The organism is Streptomyces mirabilis (genome assembly GCF_018310535.1).
Classification (GTDB): Bacteria; Actinomycetota; Actinomycetes; order Streptomycetales; family Streptomycetaceae; genus Streptomyces.
In genome coordinates this window covers 6,566,445-6,584,100 of sequence record NZ_CP074102.1, presented here as the reverse complement: position 1 = coordinate 6,584,100, position 17,656 = coordinate 6,566,445, and the positions used below count along the sequence as shown (strand labels likewise).

14 protein-coding genes are annotated in these 17,656 nt (G+C 71.5%); 4 read left to right on the top strand and 10 right to left on the bottom strand.

The window, feature by feature from the left end:
* Nucleotides 1-40: 40 nt before the first annotated feature.
* Nucleotides 41-754 (bottom strand): SIMPL domain-containing protein, encoded by a 714-nt coding sequence (locus SMIR_RS29010; protein ID WP_212727572.1) that lies wholly within the window; start codon nt 752-754, stop codon nt 41-43.
* Nucleotides 755-892: 138 nt separating this feature from the next.
* Here SMIR_RS29010 and SMIR_RS29005 point away from each other — a divergent pair, with 138 nt between their 5' ends.
* A complete protein-coding gene (locus SMIR_RS29005; RefSeq protein WP_212727571.1) occupies nt 893-2,707 on the top strand; it encodes a bifunctional metallophosphatase/5'-nucleotidase in 1,815 nt (604 codons plus the stop codon).
* Nucleotides 2,708-2,784: 77 nt separating this feature from the next.
* Here the strand turns inward: SMIR_RS29005 and SMIR_RS29000 are convergent, their stop codons facing one another.
* The 6 genes from SMIR_RS29000 to SMIR_RS28975 all read right to left on the bottom strand — a co-directional run bounded on the left by SMIR_RS29000 (nt 2,785) and on the right by SMIR_RS28975 (nt 10,796).
* Complete coding sequence (locus SMIR_RS29000; RefSeq protein WP_168490533.1) at nt 2,785-4,206, bottom strand: lysine N(6)-hydroxylase/L-ornithine N(5)-oxygenase family protein; 1,422 nt, start codon at nt 4,204-4,206, stop codon at nt 2,785-2,787.
* Complete coding sequence (locus SMIR_RS28995) at nt 4,203-5,567, bottom strand: pyridoxal phosphate-dependent decarboxylase family protein (protein ID WP_101405719.1); 1,365 nt, start codon at nt 5,565-5,567, stop codon at nt 4,203-4,205. Before SMIR_RS28995 ends, SMIR_RS29000 begins: the two co-directional genes overlap by 4 nt.
* A 609-nt stretch (nt 5,568-6,176) precedes the next feature.
* Nucleotides 6,177-8,675, bottom strand: a complete 2,499-nt coding sequence (pepN, locus tag SMIR_RS28990) for an aminopeptidase N (RefSeq protein WP_168500952.1) — start codon at nt 8,673-8,675, stop codon at nt 6,177-6,179.
* Nucleotides 8,676-8,757: 82 nt separating this feature from the next.
* Entirely contained in the window at nt 8,758-9,357 is a 600-nt protein-coding gene (locus tag SMIR_RS28985) for a response regulator (RefSeq protein ID WP_212727570.1), read from the bottom strand.
* A 174-nt stretch (nt 9,358-9,531) separates the two neighbouring features.
* The gene (locus tag SMIR_RS28980; RefSeq protein ID WP_168490536.1) at nt 9,532-9,900 is read right to left on the bottom strand and encodes a chorismate mutase; all 369 of its coding nucleotides are present in this window, start codon (nt 9,898-9,900) and stop codon (nt 9,532-9,534) included.
* An 11-nt stretch (nt 9,901-9,911) separates the two neighbouring features.
* Nucleotides 9,912-10,796, bottom strand: coding sequence for a helix-turn-helix transcriptional regulator (locus SMIR_RS28975; RefSeq protein ID WP_101405715.1), 885 nt, complete (start codon nt 10,794-10,796; stop codon nt 9,912-9,914).
* A 110-nt stretch (nt 10,797-10,906) separates the two neighbouring features.
* Between SMIR_RS28975 and SMIR_RS28970 the strand changes: the two genes are divergently transcribed.
* Nucleotides 10,907-12,655: a glycoside hydrolase family 35 protein gene (locus SMIR_RS28970; protein ID WP_168490538.1), complete on the top strand. Its 1,749-nt coding sequence runs from the start codon at nt 10,907-10,909 to the stop codon at nt 12,653-12,655.
* 142 nt (nt 12,656-12,797) lie between these two features.
* Here SMIR_RS28970 and SMIR_RS28965 read toward each other — a convergent pair whose 3' ends face one another.
* Nucleotides 12,798-13,580, bottom strand: a complete 783-nt coding sequence (locus tag SMIR_RS28965) for a S1 family peptidase (RefSeq protein WP_212727569.1) — start codon at nt 13,578-13,580, stop codon at nt 12,798-12,800.
* A gap of 230 nt (nt 13,581-13,810) precedes the next feature.
* Here SMIR_RS28965 and SMIR_RS28960 point away from each other — a divergent pair, with 230 nt between their 5' ends.
* Both SMIR_RS28960 and SMIR_RS28955 read left to right on the top strand, forming a co-directional pair.
* Nucleotides 13,811-14,707: a hypothetical protein gene (locus tag SMIR_RS28960; RefSeq protein ID WP_212727568.1), complete on the top strand. Its 897-nt coding sequence runs from the start codon at nt 13,811-13,813 to the stop codon at nt 14,705-14,707.
* Nucleotides 14,708-14,769: 62 nt separating this feature from the next.
* Nucleotides 14,770-15,804, top strand: coding sequence for an ankyrin repeat domain-containing protein (locus SMIR_RS28955; RefSeq protein ID WP_168490540.1), 1,035 nt, complete (start codon nt 14,770-14,772; stop codon nt 15,802-15,804).
* A gap of 67 nt (nt 15,805-15,871) precedes the next feature.
* Here the strand turns inward: SMIR_RS28955 and SMIR_RS28950 are convergent, their stop codons facing one another.
* Nucleotides 15,872-16,789, bottom strand: coding sequence for an SDR family oxidoreductase (locus SMIR_RS28950; RefSeq protein WP_168490541.1), 918 nt, complete (start codon nt 16,787-16,789; stop codon nt 15,872-15,874).
* Nucleotides 16,790-16,799: 10 nt separating this feature from the next.
* On the bottom strand, nt 16,800-17,555 hold the full coding sequence (locus SMIR_RS28945) for an SDR family oxidoreductase (RefSeq protein ID WP_168500953.1): 756 nt from the start codon (nt 17,553-17,555) through the stop codon (nt 16,800-16,802).
* Nucleotides 17,556-17,656 lie beyond the last annotated feature (101 nt).

The following is a 17,656-nucleotide window of genomic DNA, read 5'->3' as shown; positions in this document are numbered from 1 at the left end:
CGATGAGCGCGTCGGTACTTTATGGCGACCGGTCCGCGCTTTACAGTTCCGGCGGTGCCATCGTGAATCGGGCGTTGACCTGGGCGTAGATGTGTTGGCGCTCGGGTTCGAGGTCGAGGGGGGCGGCTTCTTCGGGGGCGCCGCCGGCGAAGGACATGGAGCGCATGGCGCGGCCGGGGGCCGCGGGGAAGGGCTGGGCGTTCTCGGCGCCGATGTCGGCGAGTTCGACGAGGGCGGCGAGGGTGGTGCCGAGGGCTTCGGCATATTCACGGGCGCGTTGGACGGCTTCGCGGACCGCTTGCTGGCGGGCTTGGCGGTGGGAGGGCGAGTCGGGGCGCAGGGCCCACCAGGGGCCGGCGACCCGGGTGAGGTCGAGATCCGCGAGGCGTGTCGTCAGCTCGCCGAGTGCGGTGAAGTCGGTGAGTTCGGCGGTGAGGTGGACGCGGCCGTGGTAGGCGCGGATACGTTCGCCGCGGCCGTGTTTGGTGAGTTCCGGACTGATCGAGAAGGCGCCGGTTTCGAGGCGTTCGACGGCGTCTCCGTAGGACTTCACGAGGTCCATGGCGGTGGCGTTGCGGCGGGTGAGGTCGGCGAGGGCATCGCGTCGGTCGGTGCCGCGGGCGCTGACGGTGATGCCGATGCGGGCGATCTCGGGGTCGACTTCGAGGTGGGCTTCGCCGCGGACTGCGATGCGGGGTGATTCGGGGGTTCCGTAGGGGACTGCGGGTCGGGGTTCCTCTGCGGTGGGGGCCATACGCCCCACTCTGTCACCGGAAGGGTGGTCGTGGTGCCCGGTGGTCACCAGATGGAAACCTCCAGGACCTGTTCTGGAGTGTCATGTGTGGGTCAGAATCTACGCGCGTCGTTGACCATTTCCCGAGGAGCCATAGACATGCCGTTGAACCGCCGGAAGTTCCTGAAGAAGTCCGCCGTGACGGGTGCGGGGGTGGCGTTGACCGGTGCGGTCGCGGCTCCGCCCGCGCAGGCGGCCACCTCGGCGGCGGCGGGGGGTAAGAAGAAGCCCGTGAAGCGGTACTCCCTCACCGTCATGGGCACGACGGATCTGCACGGACATGTCTTCAACTGGGACTACTTCAAGGACGCGGAGTACAAGGACACCGCGGGCAACGCGCAGGGTCTGGCGCGGATCTCGACACTGGTGAACGAGATCCGCAAGGAGAAGGGGCGTTGCAACACCCTCCTTCTGGACGCGGGCGACACGATTCAGGGCACCCCGCTGACGTACTACTACGCGAAGGTGGACCCGATCACCGCCAAGGGCGGTCCGGTGCACCCGATGGCGCAGGCGATGAACGCGATCGGCTATGACGCGGTGGCGCTGGGCAACCACGAGTTCAACTACGGCATCGAGACGCTGCGGAAGTTCGAGTCGCAGTGCCGCTTCCCGCTGCTGGGTGCGAACGCGCTGGACGCGAAGACGCTGAAGCCGGCTTTCCCGCCGTACTTCATGAAGACGTTCCACGTGCCGGGCGCGCCGTCGGTGAAGGTGGCGGTGCTCGGTCTGACGAACCCGGGTATCGCGATCTGGGACAAGGCTTACGTCCAGGGGAAGTTGACGTTCCCTGGTCTGGAGGAGCAGGCGGCGAAGTGGGTGCCGAAGCTGCGGTCGATGGGTGCGGACGTGGTCGTCGTGTCGGCGCACTCCGGTTCGTCCGGCACGTCCTCCTACGGTGACCAGCTGCCGTACGTCGAGAACTCGGCGGCGCTCGTCGCCCAGCAGGTGCCGGGGATCGACGCGATTCTCGTCGGGCACGCGCACGTGGAGATCCCGGAGCTGAAGGTCACCAACGCCAAGACCGGCAGGACGGTGGTGCTGTCGGAGCCGCTGGCGTATGCGGAGCGGCTGTCGGTGTTCGACTTCGAGCTGGTCTTCGAGAAGGGGAAGTGGCAGGTCGAGTCGGTGGCGGCCGCGGTCCGCAACTCGAACTCGGTCGCCGACGACCCGAAGATCACCCGGCTGCTGAAGGACGAGCACGATCTGGTGGTGGCGTACGTCAACCAGGTCGTCGGCACGGCCACGGACACGCTGACGACGGTCGAGGCGCGTTACAAGGACGCCCCGATCATCGACCTGATCACCAAGGTGCAGGAGGACGTGGTCAAGGCGGCGCTGGTCGGCACGGAGTACGCGTCGCTGCCCGTCATCGCGCAGGCCTCGCCGTTCTCGCGCACCTCCGAGATCCCGGCCGGCAAGGTGACGATCCGGGATCTGTCGAGCCTGTACGTGTACGACAACACGCTGGTCGCGAAGGTGCTGACGGGGGCGCAGGTGCGGGCGTACCTGGAGTACTCGGCGAACTACTTCGTGCGGACGTCGGCCGGTGCCGTGATCGACACGGAGAAGCTGACCAACGCGAACAACCGTCCGGACTACAACTACGACTATGTGTCGGGACTCCGGTACGACATCGACATCGCGCAGGCGGAGGGTTCGCGGATCAAGAACCTGACGTACAACGGTGCGGCGCTGGACGACGCGCAGCAGTTCGTGTTCGCGGTGAACAACTACCGGGCGAACGGTGGCGGCGCCTTCCCGCATGTGGCGTCCGCGAAGGAGGTCTGGTCGGAGTCGACGGAGATCCGTACGCGGATCGCCGAGTGGGTGACCGCGAAGGGTGTGCTCGACCCGAAGGAGTTCGCTTCGGTGGACTGGAAGCTCACGCGGGACGGCACGCCTGTCTTCTAGCCTGCCTGTCTTCTGGCCTGCTTGTTTTCTGGCACGCCTGTTTTCTGGACCCCGGACGCGTGTCCGGGGTCTTCTTCTTACCGTCCGTCGGCGAGCGGGGTGAGGGTCTGGGCGGTGCGGCCGGCGGGCGGGACCTGGGAGTGGGGTTCGAGTCCGAAGGTGGTGAAGGCCGTGCGGCGCGGGAGCGGGTAGGGGTCCTTGCCCGTGAGCGAGTTGAGGATGGTGGCGCTGCGCCAGGCGGCGAGGCCGAGGTCGGGGGCGCCGACGCCGTGGGTGTGGAGTTCGGCGTTCTGGACGTAGACGCGGCCGTGGACGGAGGGGTCGAGGGCCAGGCGGAACTGATCGTCGATGCGGGGGCGTTCGGCGCTGTCGCGGCGCAGGTAGGGGTCGAGTCCGGCGAGGATCTGGCCGAGGGGACGTTCGCGGTAGCCGGTGGCGAGGACCACGGCGTCGGTGACGAGGCGGGTACGGGCGCCCTGCTGGCCGTGTTCGAGGTGGAGTTCGACCTGGGTGGTGGCGACGAGGCCCGCGGTGCGGACGGTGACGGCGGGGGTGAGGACGGCGTCGGGCCAGCCGCCGTGGAGGGTGCGGCGGTAGAGCTCGTCGTGGATGGCGGCGATGGTGTCGGCGTCGATGCCCTTGTGGAGTTGCCATTGGGCGGCGACGAGCCGGTCGCGTACGGGCTCGGCGAGGGCGTGGAAGTAGCGGGTGTAGTCGGGGGTGAAGTGTTCGAGGCCGAGCTTGGAGTACTCCATCGGGGCGAAGGCCTCGGTGCGGGCGAGCCAGTGGATCTTCTCGCGGCCTGCGGGCCGGTTGCGCAGGAGGTCGAGGAAGACCTCGGCACCCGACTGCCCCGCGCCGATGACGGTGATGTGTTCGGCGGTGAGGAAGCGTTCGCGGTGGGCGAGGTAGTCCGCGGCGTGGATGACGGGGACGCCGGGGGCATCGACGAGGGATTTGAGGGGCTCTGGGATGTGGGGTGCGGTGCCGACGCCGAGCACGATGTTGCGGGTGTGGGTACGGCCGAGGGCCTCGGCTTCTCCCTCGCTGTCGAGCTGGGTGAAGTCGACTTCGAACAGGGTGCGTTCGGGGTCCCAGCGGACGGCATCGACCTGGTGGCCGAAGTGGAGTCCGGGGAGGCGGCCGGCGACCCAGCGGCAGTAGGCGTCGTACTCGGCGCGCTGCATGTGGAAGCGCTCGGCGAAGTAGAAGGGGAAGAGGCGGTCGCGGTCCTTGAGGTAGTTGAGGAAGGACCAGGGGCTGGCGGGGTCGGCGAGGGTGACCAGGTCGGCGAGGAAGGGGACTTGGAGGGTGGCGCCGTCGATGAGCAGGCCCGGGTGCCAGTCGAAGCCGGGGCGCTGTTCGTAGAAGACGCTGTCGAGTTCGGAGAGGGGGTGGGCGAGGGCGGCGAGGGAGAGGTTGAACGGGCCGATGCCGATGCCCACGAGGTCGCGGGGCGCGTCGGGCTCGTGGCGTGGGGGGAGGGGCGTCGGGCTCATCGGGGTGTGTGTCCTTCCACCAGTTTCAGGAGCGCGGCCAGGTCGCCCGGCCGGGTGTGGGGATTGAGGAGGGTGGCTTTGAGCCAGAGCCGGTCGTCGAGCAGGGCTCGGCCGAGGACGGCGCGTCCTTCGTGGAGCAGGGTGCGGCGTACGGCGGCGACGGCTTCGTCGGAGGCCTCGGCGGGGCGGAACAGGACGGTGCTGAGGGTGGGCGGGTCGTAGAGCTCGAAGCCGGGGTGTGCTTCGACGAGGTCCGCCAGCTCGACGGCGCGGGCGCAGACCTGGTCGACGAGCGCGCCGAGTCCCGCTCGCCCCAGGGTTTTGAGGGTGACGGCGACTTTGAGGATGTCGGGGCGTCGGGTGGTGCGCAGGGAGCGGCCGAGGAGGTCGGGGAGGCCCGCTTCGGTGTCGTCGTCGGCGTTGAGGTAGTCGGCGCGGTGGCTCAGGGCGTCGAGGTCGTGGGGGTCCTTGACGACGAGGAGGCCTGCGGCGACGGGCTGCCAGCCGAGTTTGTGCAGGTCGAGGGTGACGGTGTGGGCGCGGTCGAGTCCGTCGAGTTTGCCGCGGTGGTGGTCGCTGAAGAGGAGGCCTCCGCCGTAGGCGGCGTCGATGTGGAGGCGGGTGCCGTGGGCTTCGCAGAGGTCGGCGATGTCGGGCAGGGGGTCGATGAGTCCGGCGTCGGTGGTGCCGGCGGTGGCGGCTACGAGGAGGGAGCCGCGGAGGCCTTGGAGTTCGGTGAGGGCTTCGTCGAGGGCGGCGAGGTCCATGGTGCCGGCGGGGGCGGGGACGACGACGGGGTCGGGCAGGCCGAGGAGCCAGGCGGCGCGGGGCAGGGAGTGGTGGGCGTTGGCGCCGTGGATGAGCCGCACGCCGGCGTGTGCCTCCCGGGCGAGCAGGAGGGCGAGTTGGTTGGACTCGGTGCCGCCGGTGGTGACCAGGGCGTCGTCGGCGCCGATCTCCTGGGCCAGGGCCCGGGTGACGAGTGCCTCCAGTTCCGAGGCGGCCGGGGCCTGGTCCCAGGAGTCCATGGAGGGGTTGAGGGTGGAGGCGGCGAGGTCGGCGGCGGTGGCGACGGCGAGGGGTGGGCAGTGCAGGTGGGCGGCGCACAGGGGGTCGGCGGGGTCGGCTGCGCCCTCGGCGAGAGCCCGTACGAGGACGCGTAGGGCGTCTTCGGTGCCCTGCTCGGGCAGTACGTCGCCGACCGCGTCCCGTACGCGCCGGGCCACGCTCTCGGGTCCGCCGGCGGGCAGCGGTCCCCCGCGGGCCTCGCCGCCCTCGCGCAGTGCGTCGAGGACGGTGTCGAGCAGCGGCCGCAGCGCGCCGGGACCTTCGGGGCCTGAGGCGAGGGGCGGCGTGCTCATGAGGTGTCCTCCGGTGGGCGCGCGGCAGGGGGAATACCAGCCTGTACGGGGATGGGCCTGCGCGCCCTGAAAGGTCAACGATCCGACCCGAATGGGGGTACTGGTGGGCGGAGGAAATGTGGGTGGGGGGTGAAGCTGCTAGACGCCACGCCGGAACCGGACCCGCCTTCCCTCGCCCCCGGCGCCCCTACCCTCCCCCAAGCTCTCGGCTTCGCTCGAGCAGGGGGACCCCCATCGTCCTCAGGGGCTGCGCCCCCAGACCCCCCTGTCGGCCTGAACGGCCTCGTCCTCAAACGCCGGACGGGCTGAAGACGCGGGCCGGGGCGGGTGGGGCATCGGCCCCCGGCCTCGCCCTGGAACACCGGACGCCCCCGCGGCCTTTAGGGGCGCGGGGAACTGCGCGACCAGCCCCCACCGAGCCCGTAGCCGAACGAATCCGGGCGGGCCGGGAACGCGGGGCGAAGCCCCCGCCTCAGGGGCGCGGGGAACTGCGCGGCCCGCCCCCACCGAGCCCGCAGGCGAGCAACCGGGGGGCGGGCGGGGAATCGGGGCGAAGCCCCGCCCGAGGTGCGCGATCAGCGACCGCGCGTCCGCGGCCAATGGTCGTGGTTACGCGGTGCGTACCCTCAACGCCCGTGCCAGATCGTCGAGTTGGTCGACGAGTTTGCGGCGGAGGGCGGGGATGAGGTCGGCGTCGCGAAGGCACGCCTCGCCGAGGGCGAGGGTTTCGGGGGTGACGGCGTGGACGGGGAACGCGTAGCGCCCGGCGGCGTCGGCGATGGCGGGGCCGCGACGCGCGGCGACGGCGACGGCGTCGGTCCAGTAGCGCTCGACATACTCCCGGACGAGCTGGGTCTGTTCGGGCTGCCAGAAGCCCTGGGCGGTGGCGGTGAAGAGGTAGTTGGAGAGGTGGTCGGAGATGAACATCTCCTCCCAGGCGCGGCGCTTGGCCTCGGGGTCGGGCAGCGCGGCACGGCAGCGGGCGGCGCCTTCCTGGCCGGTGGCGCTGGGGTCCTGGACGAGTTCGGCCTCGATGACGGCGTCGTCGATGGCGCCGAGGACGGCGAGCCTGCCGAGGATGCGCCAGCGCAGTTCGGGGTCGAGTTCGGGTCCGCCGGGGACGGTGCCTTCGGAGAACCAGGCGCTGATGGTGTCGGGGTGGGCGGCGACGTCGATGTAGTGGCGTACGGCGGTGAGGCGCAGCCCGGGGTGGGAGCCGTCCTCGGTGCGGCGGATGAGGTCGCGGCAGAGGTCGGTGAGGGTGGCGAGGGCGGTCGGGCGGTCCTCGGCGGGGAGGTAGCGGTCCGCGACCTGGGCGGCGGCGAACGACAGGACGCCCTGGACCAGGGCGAGGTCACTCTCGTGCGGGAGGTGGGCGCGGGCGGCGTCGATGTAGGCCATGGCGGGCAGTTCGCCGTCGCGGACGGCGTCGCGCAGGGCGTTCCAGACGACCGCGCGGGTGAGGGGTTCGGGCAGTCCGGCGAGGGCGGTGCGCACGGCCTGGAAGGACTCGGGGTCGAAGCGGACCTTGGCGTACGAGAGGTCGCCGTCGTTGAGGAGGAGCAGGGCGGGGCGCTTGCCGATCACGGTCGGCTCGGTGCCCGGGACGTCGGCTTCGAGGCGGTCGCGCAGGGTGAGGCGGCCTTCGCCGCCGAGGTCGTTGTCGTAGAGGCCGACGGCGATGCGGTGCGGGCGGCTGCCGTGGTGTTCGACGGTGAGGGTGTGGGTGCCGTCGGGTCCGGCGGTGAGGGTGGGGGTGAGGGTGTCGACGCCGGTGGTGCGCAGCCAGGAGTCGGCCCAGGCGTGGACGTCGCGTTCGGTGGCGGAGGCGAGGTTGTCGATGAAGTCGGCGAGGGTGGCGTTGGCGAACTTGTGGCGGGCGAAGTGGGTGTTGATGCCGGCCAGGAAGTCCTTCTCGCCGAGCCAGGTGACGAGTTGGCGCAGGGCGGAGGCGCCCTTGGCGTAGGAGATGCCGTCGAAGTTGAGCATGGCGGACGCGGTGTCGGGGACGGCGTCCGGGTCGGGGGCGACGGGGTGGGTGGAGGGGCGCTGGTCGGCGTCGTAGCCCCAGGGTTTGCGGGTGACGCCGAAGTCGGTCCAGGTGTCGGTGAAGCGGGTGGCTTCGGTGAGGGTCTGGTAGCCCATGTACTCGGCGAAGGACTCGTTCAGCCAGATGTCGTCCCACCAGCGCAGGGTGACGAGGTCGCCGAACCACATGTGGGCCATTTCGTGGGCGATGACCATGGCGCGGGTCTGGCGTTCGGTGTCGGTGACGGCGGAGCGGTAGACGAACTCGTCGCGGAAGGTGACGAGGCCGGGGTTCTCCATGGCGCCGGCGTTGAACTCGGGGACGAACGCCTGGTCGTAGGAGTCGAAGGGGTAGGGCTCGTCGAACTTCTCGTGGTAGCGGTCGAAGCAGGCGCGGGTGACGTCGAGGATCTCGTCGACGTCGGCGTCGAGGTAGGGGGCGAGCGAGCGGCGGCAGTGGATGCCGAAGGGCAGGCCGCGGTGCTCGGTGCGGACGGAGTGCCAGGGGCCGGCGGCGACGGCGACGAGGTAGGTGGAGATCAGCGGGGTGGGGGCGACCTGCCAGCGGCCCTCCCCCAGGTGTTCGGCGACGCCGTTGGCGAGGACGGTCCAGCCGTAGGGGGCGGTCACGGAGAGTTCGAAGACGGCCTTCAGGTCGGGCTGGTCGAAGGCGGCGAAGACGCGCTGGACGTCGTCCATGAACAGCTGGCTGTAGACGTAGGTCTCGCCGTCGGTGGGGTCGGTGAAGCGGTGCATGCCCTCTCCGGTGCGGGAGTAGCGCATGCTCGCGTCGACGCGCAGTTCGTGCTCGCCCGCGGTGAGGCCTTTGAGGGGCAGCCGGTTCTCGTCGAGGGTCTCGGGGTCGAGGGGCTGTCCGTCGAGGGTGACGGAGCGCAGCTCGGCGGGCTTCAGCTCGACGAAGGTGTCCGCGTCGGCGCGGGCGGTGAACCGGATGACGGTCAGGGAGTCGAAGGTCTCGTCCCCGCGGGTCACGTCGAGTGCGATCCCGTAGTGGTGGACGTCGAGGAGCTGGGCACGGGTCTGCGCTTCGTCGCGCGTCAGTACGGACATGGGGGACATGCTGCCTGATGCCTCGGACAGGACACAGGGGTGGCCCGATATATGGCTTTTGTCCAGCATGGGCACGGCGGGATCGGCGTAATCAGGCGGTGCGGTCCTGCTCCCGTGCGTCCCGTGCGTCCCGCGTGCCCCGTGCCTCCCGTGCTCCCCGTGCTTCCCGTGCCTCCCGTGCGTCGGTGTGGCCGTCGCGTTGCGGGGGGACGCGGGTGTCGGAGTGGGGGCGGCCCGGAGTGGGCGGTGAGGCGCGTTTCCTGGTCCGGGCGCGTAACTCGCGCACCTCCGCCTGCAGGGCGCGGTGGCGCTGGTGCGTGTCGTACAGGTAGCGGACCTTGGTGCGCAGGGTCCAGGGGTCGACGGGTTTCATGACGAGGTCGGCGACGCCGAGGGCGAACGCGGTGGCGGACAGTTCGGTGTCCGGTCCGAAGCCGGTGAGCAGGATGACCGGGATGTGCTGGGTCTGTTCCACGCGGCGCATGTACCGCACGACGTCGAGGCCGCCGACGCCGGGCATGCGCACGTCGAGGAGGAGCAGTCCGACCTGGCCGCGCAGCACTTCCTTGAGGGCGTCGTCGCCGCTGGTCGCGCGGGCCACGAGGTGGCCCAGCGGGGCGAGGGCGCTTTCGAGCGCGTACAGCGTGTCCTCGTGGTCGTCGACAATGAGGATCTTGGCATCCGACTGCATGGCCCGACGTCCCCTCGATCGGCCACATGCCGGCCCGGCCCGGTACGGGCGGGTGGCGGGTGCCACGGGTGGCGGGTGCCCTGGGGCCCGTACGGACGGTCGGCCGGCATGTGCCATTGGCCTGACACCTGACAGGGAGTGCTCACGCAGGATGCACGCCGGGGGCGCCCGGTGTCACTCCCCCGTGGCCGACGCGCCGCGCCCGGCACCGTCCGCGATGCTCTCGTGGTGGCGGATGACCTCGGCGATGATGAAATTCAGCAACTTTTCCGCGAAGGCCGGATCCAGCTTGGCGCTCTCGGCGAGGCGGCGCAGCCGGGCGATCTGGTGGGCCTCGCGGGACGGGTCGGCGGGCGGCAGTTGGTGGGCGGCCTTGAGATGGCCGACCTGTTGGGTGCATTTGAAGCGTTCGGCGAGCATGTGGACGACGGCGGCGTCGATGTTGTCGATGCTGTCGCGCAGCCGGGCGAGTTCCGCGCGCACGGCGGGGTCGACCTCGTCGCCCGCCCCGTCGTTCGTGTTGCCGGTGTTGCTGGTGGTCATGGGGACCAACCCTACGTGGCGTGCCGGGGCTCGATCATGGGCGGATCGTCGGGGTCGGGTATGTGATCGCTCCAGCCGCCGGGGAGGGTGCGGCCCTGCTGTTCGCGGAAGCGGACGGGGGCCATGCCGACGCGGCGGGTGAACAGGCGGGAGAAGTAGGCGGGGTCGTCGTAGCCGACGCGTCGGGCGACCGCGGCGACGGGGAGTTCGGTGGCGGCGAGGAGTTCCTTGGCGCGGCCCAGGCGGATACCGAGGAGGTAGTCCTTGGGGCTGCGGCCGGCGCCGCGGCGGACGGCGGCGCGCAGTTCGGCGGGGGTCATGCCGTGGCGGGCCGCGTGCTCGGCGACGGACAGTGGCTGGAACGCGTCACGGGCGAGGGCGTGCAGGACGGGGTCGCCGTCGGGGGCGAGGTCGGCGCGGGCACGGCGCAGTGCGACGAGGAGTTCGTGGACGGCGGCGCCGGTCTCGACTTCGAGGAGGGGGTTGCCGCGGCGGGCGGCGCGGGCGATGCGGCCGACGGTGGCGCGGGCGCCGGTGGCGTCGGAGAGCGGCACGACGGGGCGGTCGGGTTCGATGTAGCCGAGTTCGGTGTACGTGGCGGTGGCGGGCCCGGTGAAGTCGACGAAGCACTCGTCCCAGCTGGGGTCGGGCCCGTAGTGGTGGGGTACGCCGGGGGTGAGCCAGAGCAGGGCGGGCGCGGTGACGGTGTGGTGGTGTCCGTCGGGGCCCCGGAACCAGCCGCCGCCCGCGCTGACGACGACGGCCACGTGGTGGTCGAGGGTGCGGGGCCCGACGGTGGGCAGTTCGCCGTGCTGGAGGCCCACGCCGAGGCAGGCGAGGCCGAGCCGGTGGTGGACGGGAGCGGGGGAGAAATAGCGCATCCAGGTGTGGTACATCCGCGCTCCTCCCCTCCTCCGCGTCTTTGCCACCGGCGTCACTCTTTGGTCCAACCAGAGCTGATCTTTGTCCATGGACGCGGCCCGCCGCCAGGGGTGAGGGTGAGCGCATGAGCGAGTTCACGGTGGGGGACACGGATTTTCTGCTGGACGGGCGCCCGGTGCGGCTGCTGTCCGGCGCGTTGCACTACTTCCGGGTGCACGAGGAGCAGTGGGGGCATCGGCTGGGGATGCTGCGGGCGATGGGGCTCAACTGTGTGGAGACGTACGTCCCGTGGAATCTGCACGAGCCGCGCCCGGGCGAGTACCGGGACGTCCAGGCGCTGGGCCGGTTCCTGGACACCGTACGGGAGGCGGGCCTGTGGGCGATCGTGCGCCCCGGCCCGTACATCTGCGCGGAGTGGGAGAACGGGGGGCTGCCGCACTGGCTGACGGGGAGGCTCCGCACCAGGGACGAGGAGTACATGGGGCACGTGGAGCACTGGTTCCACCAGGTGCTGCACGAGATCGTGCCGCGGCAGATCGACCGCGGCGGGCCGGTGCTGATGGTGCAGGTGGAGAACGAGTACGGCAGTTACGGCTCCGACCAGGTGTATCTGCAGCGCCTGGCGGACGTGCTGCGGGCCAAGGGCGTGAGCGTTCCGCTGGTCACCTCGGACGGTCCCGAGGACCACATGCTGGGCGGCGGTTCGATCCCCGGTGTCCTCGCGACCGTCAACTTCGGCTCCCGCGCACGCGCGGCCTTCGAGGTGCTGCGCCGGCACCGGTCCGAAGGGCCGCTGATGTGCATGGAGTTCTGGTGCGGCTGGTTCGACCACTGGGGCGGCGAGCATGTCGTACGGGATGCGGGGGACGCGGCACAGGCGCTGCGCGAGATCCTGGAGTGCGGGGCTTCGGTCAACCTGTACATGGCGCACGGGGGTACCAACTTCGCGGGCTGGGCGGGGGCGAACCGCGGCGGGGGCGCGCTGCACGAGGGCCCCTTGGAGCCGGACGTCACCTCCTACGACTACGACGCGCCCATCGACGAACTGGGGCGCCCCACCGAGAAGTTCTGGCGCTTCAGGGAGATCCTGGCAGCGTACGCGGACGGGCCGCTGCCGGAGCTGCCGCCCGCGCCCGCGCCGCTCGGTGCGGACGCGACCGTGGACCTTCGGGAGTGGGCCGCCCTGGACGCCGTGCTGGAGACACTGGGCGGCCGGGACGCCGAGTACCCCGTCCCGCCCACCTTCGAGGAACTGGACGTCGACCGGGGCCTGGTGAAGTACGAGGTGACCGTCCCAGGCCCGCGGGGGCCGTACCCCCTCCTGCTGCGCGGGCTGCGGGACCTGGCGGTGGTGTACGTCGACGGCGAGGCGGCCGGGGTGCTCACCGAGGAGGACCCGGGGCTCAAGGAGCCTGTCGCGGGGCACGCGCGCGTGGAGGCGTGGGTGGAGTCCCTGGGGAGGGTCAACTACGGTCCGCGTTCGGGTGAGCCGAAGGGCATCACCGGGGGGATTCTGCACGAGCGGCAGTATCTGCACGGGGTGCGGGCGCGGGGGCTGCGTCTTGACGCGTTCGACGGTGAGGGTGTGGGGCGGGTGCCGTTCGGGGGGTTGCCGGCGAAGGGTGGTCGCGGGCTGTACCGGGGCACCGTGGAGGTGCGTGGCGCCGGGGACGCCTTCCTCGAACTTCCCGGCTGGACGCGGGGGTTCGTGTGGGTCAACGGGTTCGATCTCGGGCGGTACTGGTCGGTGGGGCCGCAGCGGTCGTTGTACGTTCCCGGGCCGGTGCTGCGCGAGGGTGCCAACGAGGTGTGGGTCCTGGAGCTCCAGGAGGCGTCGCCGACGGCGCCGGCCCTCAAACGCCGGACGGGCTGAGGACGCGGGTGGGTGGGGCAGGACCCGCGCCCCTCGAACCCCGGACGACCGAGGCTCTTGGGGGCGCGGGGAACTGTGCGACCAGCCCCCACCCACCCGCACCCGAACGACTGCTGCCGGACGGGGAATCGGGGCGCGGCCCCTACAGGGTGGACGCCGCCCTGGCTATGTCGGCGGCGAAGGTCGAGACCTCGGAGTACACCCCGGGATACCCCGGCTCCGCACAGCCCTGCCCCCAACTGACGATCCCGACCTGGATGAACGCCCCCGAGTCGTCCTTGCGGAACATCGGCCCGCCGGAGTCGCCCTGGCACGTGTCGACCCCGCCCTGCTGCACGAACCCGGCGCAGATCTCGTCACCGGGCACGAGATCGCTGCCGTACGCCTGCTGACAGGTGGCGTCGCTGACGAAGGGGACGGTGGCCTTGAGGAGGTAGCGCTGCTGGGCGCCGCCTTCGCGCGCGGCGCCCCACCCGGCGATGGTGAAGTTGCCGTTGTTGTACGCGGTGGTGGTGGCGATCTTCAGTGTGGGCTGGTTGACGGGCGAGGCGAGCTTGATCAGCGCCCAGTCCTTGCCCTTGCCGTTGTAGCCGGGCGCCTGCAGCACCTTGGTCGACTTGACCTTGATCGCGCTGCTGCTCTGCAGGTCGACGACGCCGGCGGTGGCGGTGATGGAGGTGTTGTTGCCGGAGCCGCTCACACAGTGGGCGGCGGTGAGGACGATCTGCTGGGTGTAGAGCGCCCCGCCGCAGCCCATGGAGAGCCGGACCATGAACGGGAACTCTCCCTGCGCCGCGCGGGTGCCGCCGACGACGGGCGTGGGCGCGGCCTGCGCGGAGACGGGCTGGAGCGAGACGGTGGCGAGGGTGACGGCACCGAGGGCGAGGACTCTCTTGATGCCCGTGAACTTCTTCGGAGACTTCAACGTGCTTCCTCTCGTGGGGGGTTGAAAGCCCGACGGGGTCACACCGAGGCCGCACGACACGACAGCCGTCGCACATACCGAGTGACATGCACCCGCCAAGTCTTTGCGAATTATTTAGACAGGGGAGCGCTCCGACAAGGACCCCGTTTCGGCCAGCCGCACCCCGCCGCCCACGGGAACCGCGCTTAGAGTGGAGTGCAGGAGGCCCGGCGTCTTCAGGGGGTAGGGACGTGGCGAACGGCGGACCCGTCGAGCACGGCTTCCCGCATCTGGACACGGTGCGGGCATCGATCACCGCGCTCTACAAGCGGCTCTCGTACGACACCATCCACACCTTCGCGACCAGCGTGGCCCCCGCCGACGTGGCCTTCGGCGACATCGACGACCTGCATCTGGGCGCGCAGCGCGTGGCCCGCGAGATGGTGCACCACTACCACCTCCCGGACGCCCGGCTGATCATCGGCTTCCGCGAGATGACCCAGGCGGCCAACGTCGAACTCACGGCGGGCCCCGAGTACTTCGTCGAACTGAACGACCGCTTCCGCTCCCACCGCCAGGACATCGGCGCCGCCCTCGCCCACGAGGTGATGCACGTCTATCTGCACCGCCTCGACCTCTACTTCCCCGGCACGCGCGACAACGAGATCCTCACGGACACCGCGGCGACCTACCTCGGCGCGGGCTGGCTGCTTCTCGACGCCTACCGGGAGGACGCGGACTCCTCGCAGAAGCTCGGCTACCTCACCCCGGAGGAGTTCGGCTACGTCCTCGCCAAACGCGCCCTGGTCTTCGGCGAGGACCCCTCGATCTGGTTCACCAGCCCGCAGGCGTACACGGCGTACACGCAGGGCATGGCGCAGGCCCGCCGTGACGAGCAGCAGCCCCCGCTGACCGCGGCCGGCTGGGCGGGCCGCCGCCGCTACGCGAAGGACCGACGGCACGCCCAGGACCAGCACCCCCCGGGCTCGCACCCCGGCGTCCCCTACGCGTTCAGCCCCGACAGCCGCGGCCCCCTGCGCGTCTCCTTCCCCTGCCCGACCTGCCACCAGCGGATCCGGGTACCGGTCCGGGGCCGGGTACGGGCGCGCTGCACACTGTGCAGGACGGTGCTGGAGTGCGACACATGAGGTGAGACACAACACCCCAAAAGACTTTGCCTCTCGTGTCCTTGGCGAGCGAGGGTCGAAGGATGAGCACGAACGACCCCGCGGCACACCTCTTCACGGCTGTGCACGAGGGTGACGAGGACGCGGTGGTACGGCTGCTGCGCTCCGGTGTGAGCCCGGACGCGGTGGACGAGGACGGCCAGACGGCGCTGTATCTGGCGGCGGTGAGCGACCGCCCCGGCGTCGTACGACTGCTGCTGGCGACCGGGGCCGCGCCCGACCGGCTCAGCCAGGGCACGGACGCGCCGCTGTGCGGGGCGGCGTGCGGTGGGCACACGGAGGTCGTACGTGCCCTGCTGGCGGCCGGGGCCGCGCCGGACACGGTGGAGGAGTTCGGGTTCACGGCGCTGACGTGGGCGGTGCGGCTGGGACGGGTCGCGGTGGTGACGGAGCTCCTCGCGGCGGGCGCGGACCCCGACCGCCCGGGCCCGACCGGTGAGCCCCCGCTCGTCGCGGCCGCCCGCCGTGGCTCGCCCGGCTGTGTACGCGCCCTCCTGCGGCGCGGAGCGCGGGCGCGGTCGGCGGCGCTCGCCGAGGCCCACCGCCGGCTCACCGTCGACGTGGAGACCGAAGTGCGCGCGGGCCTGGAAGAGACCTGGGGCCCGGGCCATCCCTCCGTCACCCACCGCTACCCGGAGGACGGCGGCATCACCGTCGAGGTCCAACTCCTCGGCCCGGCCGGGGATCCCGTCGCGAGCGACGACCAGCAGACGGGCCACGCCGCGATAGCGACCCTCCTCGAATCCGCCCTCGGCATCGCCGCGCCCGCCGCCGAACTGGCCGCCCGCGCCCTGCGCCCCGCCGACCCCGACAACGACGACTGGACCGAGGCGGCGACGGCACTGGGCCTGCGCGGCGACGAGGAGACGTTCCGGGCGGCGGTCCAGTGGTGCGCCGTCCCCGACCCCCTCCGCCAGGCCTTCGGCGCGGACGTACTGGGCCGCCTCGGCAACCCCCACGGCCTGCCGATCCTGCACACCCTCACCCGCGCGACCGACCCCGTGATCCGCGACCGGGCCACGAGCGCGCTGGCGCGGCTGGACTCCGCCGGCCCGTAGCCCGTCCGACCCTTGAAACCTTGACCGAGGCGCCTCCAAGGAGAGACGCGCCCCCTGCTCCGCCCTCCTACTCCGCCCCGTACACCGCCCCCGGAACCTCCGCCTCCGCCAACAGTTTCAGGGCCGTGTCGCCGGCCTCGGACGGGGTCCAGCGGGCGCCCTTGTCCGCGGTGGGGCCCGGGCGCCAGCCCTCCATGACGGTGATGCGGCCCCCCTCGGTCTCGAAGACGCGGCCCGTGACTCCGGTGCTCGCGCTCGCGCCGAGCCAGACGACGAGGGGGGAGACGTTCTCGGGGGCCATCGCGTCGAAGGAGTCGGCGCCGGGAGCCGCCATGGTGTCCGCGAAGGTGCGTTCGGTCATCCGGGTGCGGGCCGCGGGGGCGATCGCGTTGACCTGGACGCCGTAGCGGCCCAGTTCGGCCGCGGCGACCAGGGTCAGCCCGATGATCCCGGCCTTGGCGGCACTGTAGTTGCCCTGTCCGACCGAACCCAACAGGCCTGCCCCGCTACTGGTGTTGACGACCCTGGCCCGGGGTGTGCGGCCTTCCTTCGCCTGCGACCGCCAGTGCGCCGCGGCGTGCTTCAGCGGCAGGAAGTGGCCCTTGAGGTGGACGCGCAGTACAGCGTCCCAGTCGTCCTCGTCGAGATTGACGAGCATCCGGTCGCGCAGGAACCCCGCGTTGTTGACCAGGGTGTCCAGGCGCCCGTAGGTCTCCAGCGCAGTACGTACGAGGGAGGCGGCGCCGTCGGTGGTGGCGATGTCGCCACCGTGGGCCACCGCTTGCCCGCCCGCCGCCCGGATCTCCTCCACGACCCGCGCGGCCGGGCTGTCCGGGCCGGGCGTGCCGTCGAGGCCCACCCCGAGGTCGTTCACGACGACCCGCGCCCCCTCGGCGGCGTACGCGAGCGCGTGCGCGCGGCCGAGTCCGCGCCCGGCGCCCGTGACGATCACGACCCGCCCCTCGCACAGCAGCGGTCCACTCATCTCAGTCCTCCTAGGGCCTGTCCGACGTGTCGGCCTTGTTGGCGGTCGCCGCGTCCAGGAAGGCGGGCCGCTCGCCGCCGCCGTGGACGAGCAGCGAGGCCCCGCTGATGTACCTCGCCGCGTCCGAGGCGAGGAAGACCGCGGCCCCGCCGATGTCGGACGGGTCGGCGAGGCGGCCCAGCGGGACGGTGCGGGAGACGGCGGCGATGCCGTCCTCGCCGCCGTAGTGCAGATGGGAGAGTTCGGTGCGGACCATGCCGACGACGAGGGTGTTGACCCGGACGTCGGGAGCCCATTCGACGGCCATCGAACGGGCCAGGTTCGCAAGGCCCGCCTTGGCCGCCCCGTACGCCGCCGACCCGGGCGACGGCCGCGCCCCGCTCACGCTGCCGATCATCACGATCGATCCCCGCGCCCGTCTGAGGTGCTCGTACGCGGCGAGCGAGGCGGTCAGCGGCACGATGAGGTTCAGCTCGATCACGCGCGCGTGGCGCTCGGCGTCCGCCTCCGTCAGTGGACGGTAGGGCGCGCCGCCCGCGTTGTTCACCAGCACGTCCAGCCGGGGCAGCGCGGCGAAGAAGGCGTGCACGGCGGCCGGGTCGCGGAGGTCCACGGACACGAACTCCGTTCCCTCCAGCGGCACGTCGGGGGGTCTGCGGGCACAGACCACCACGTCCGCGCCCGCCTCGACGAACGCCCGCGCTATCCCGGCCCCCACCCCACGGGTGCCGCCCGTGACGACGACGGTCCTGCCGCCGAGATCCAGGTTGTCCACAGGGCCTCCCGCCCGGATGCATTCACTGCTAGCTTCGAGAGTGCGCCTAACAAACGTTTGGTGGAATGGTCCTGAGGTGGAAAGGTAGCTGA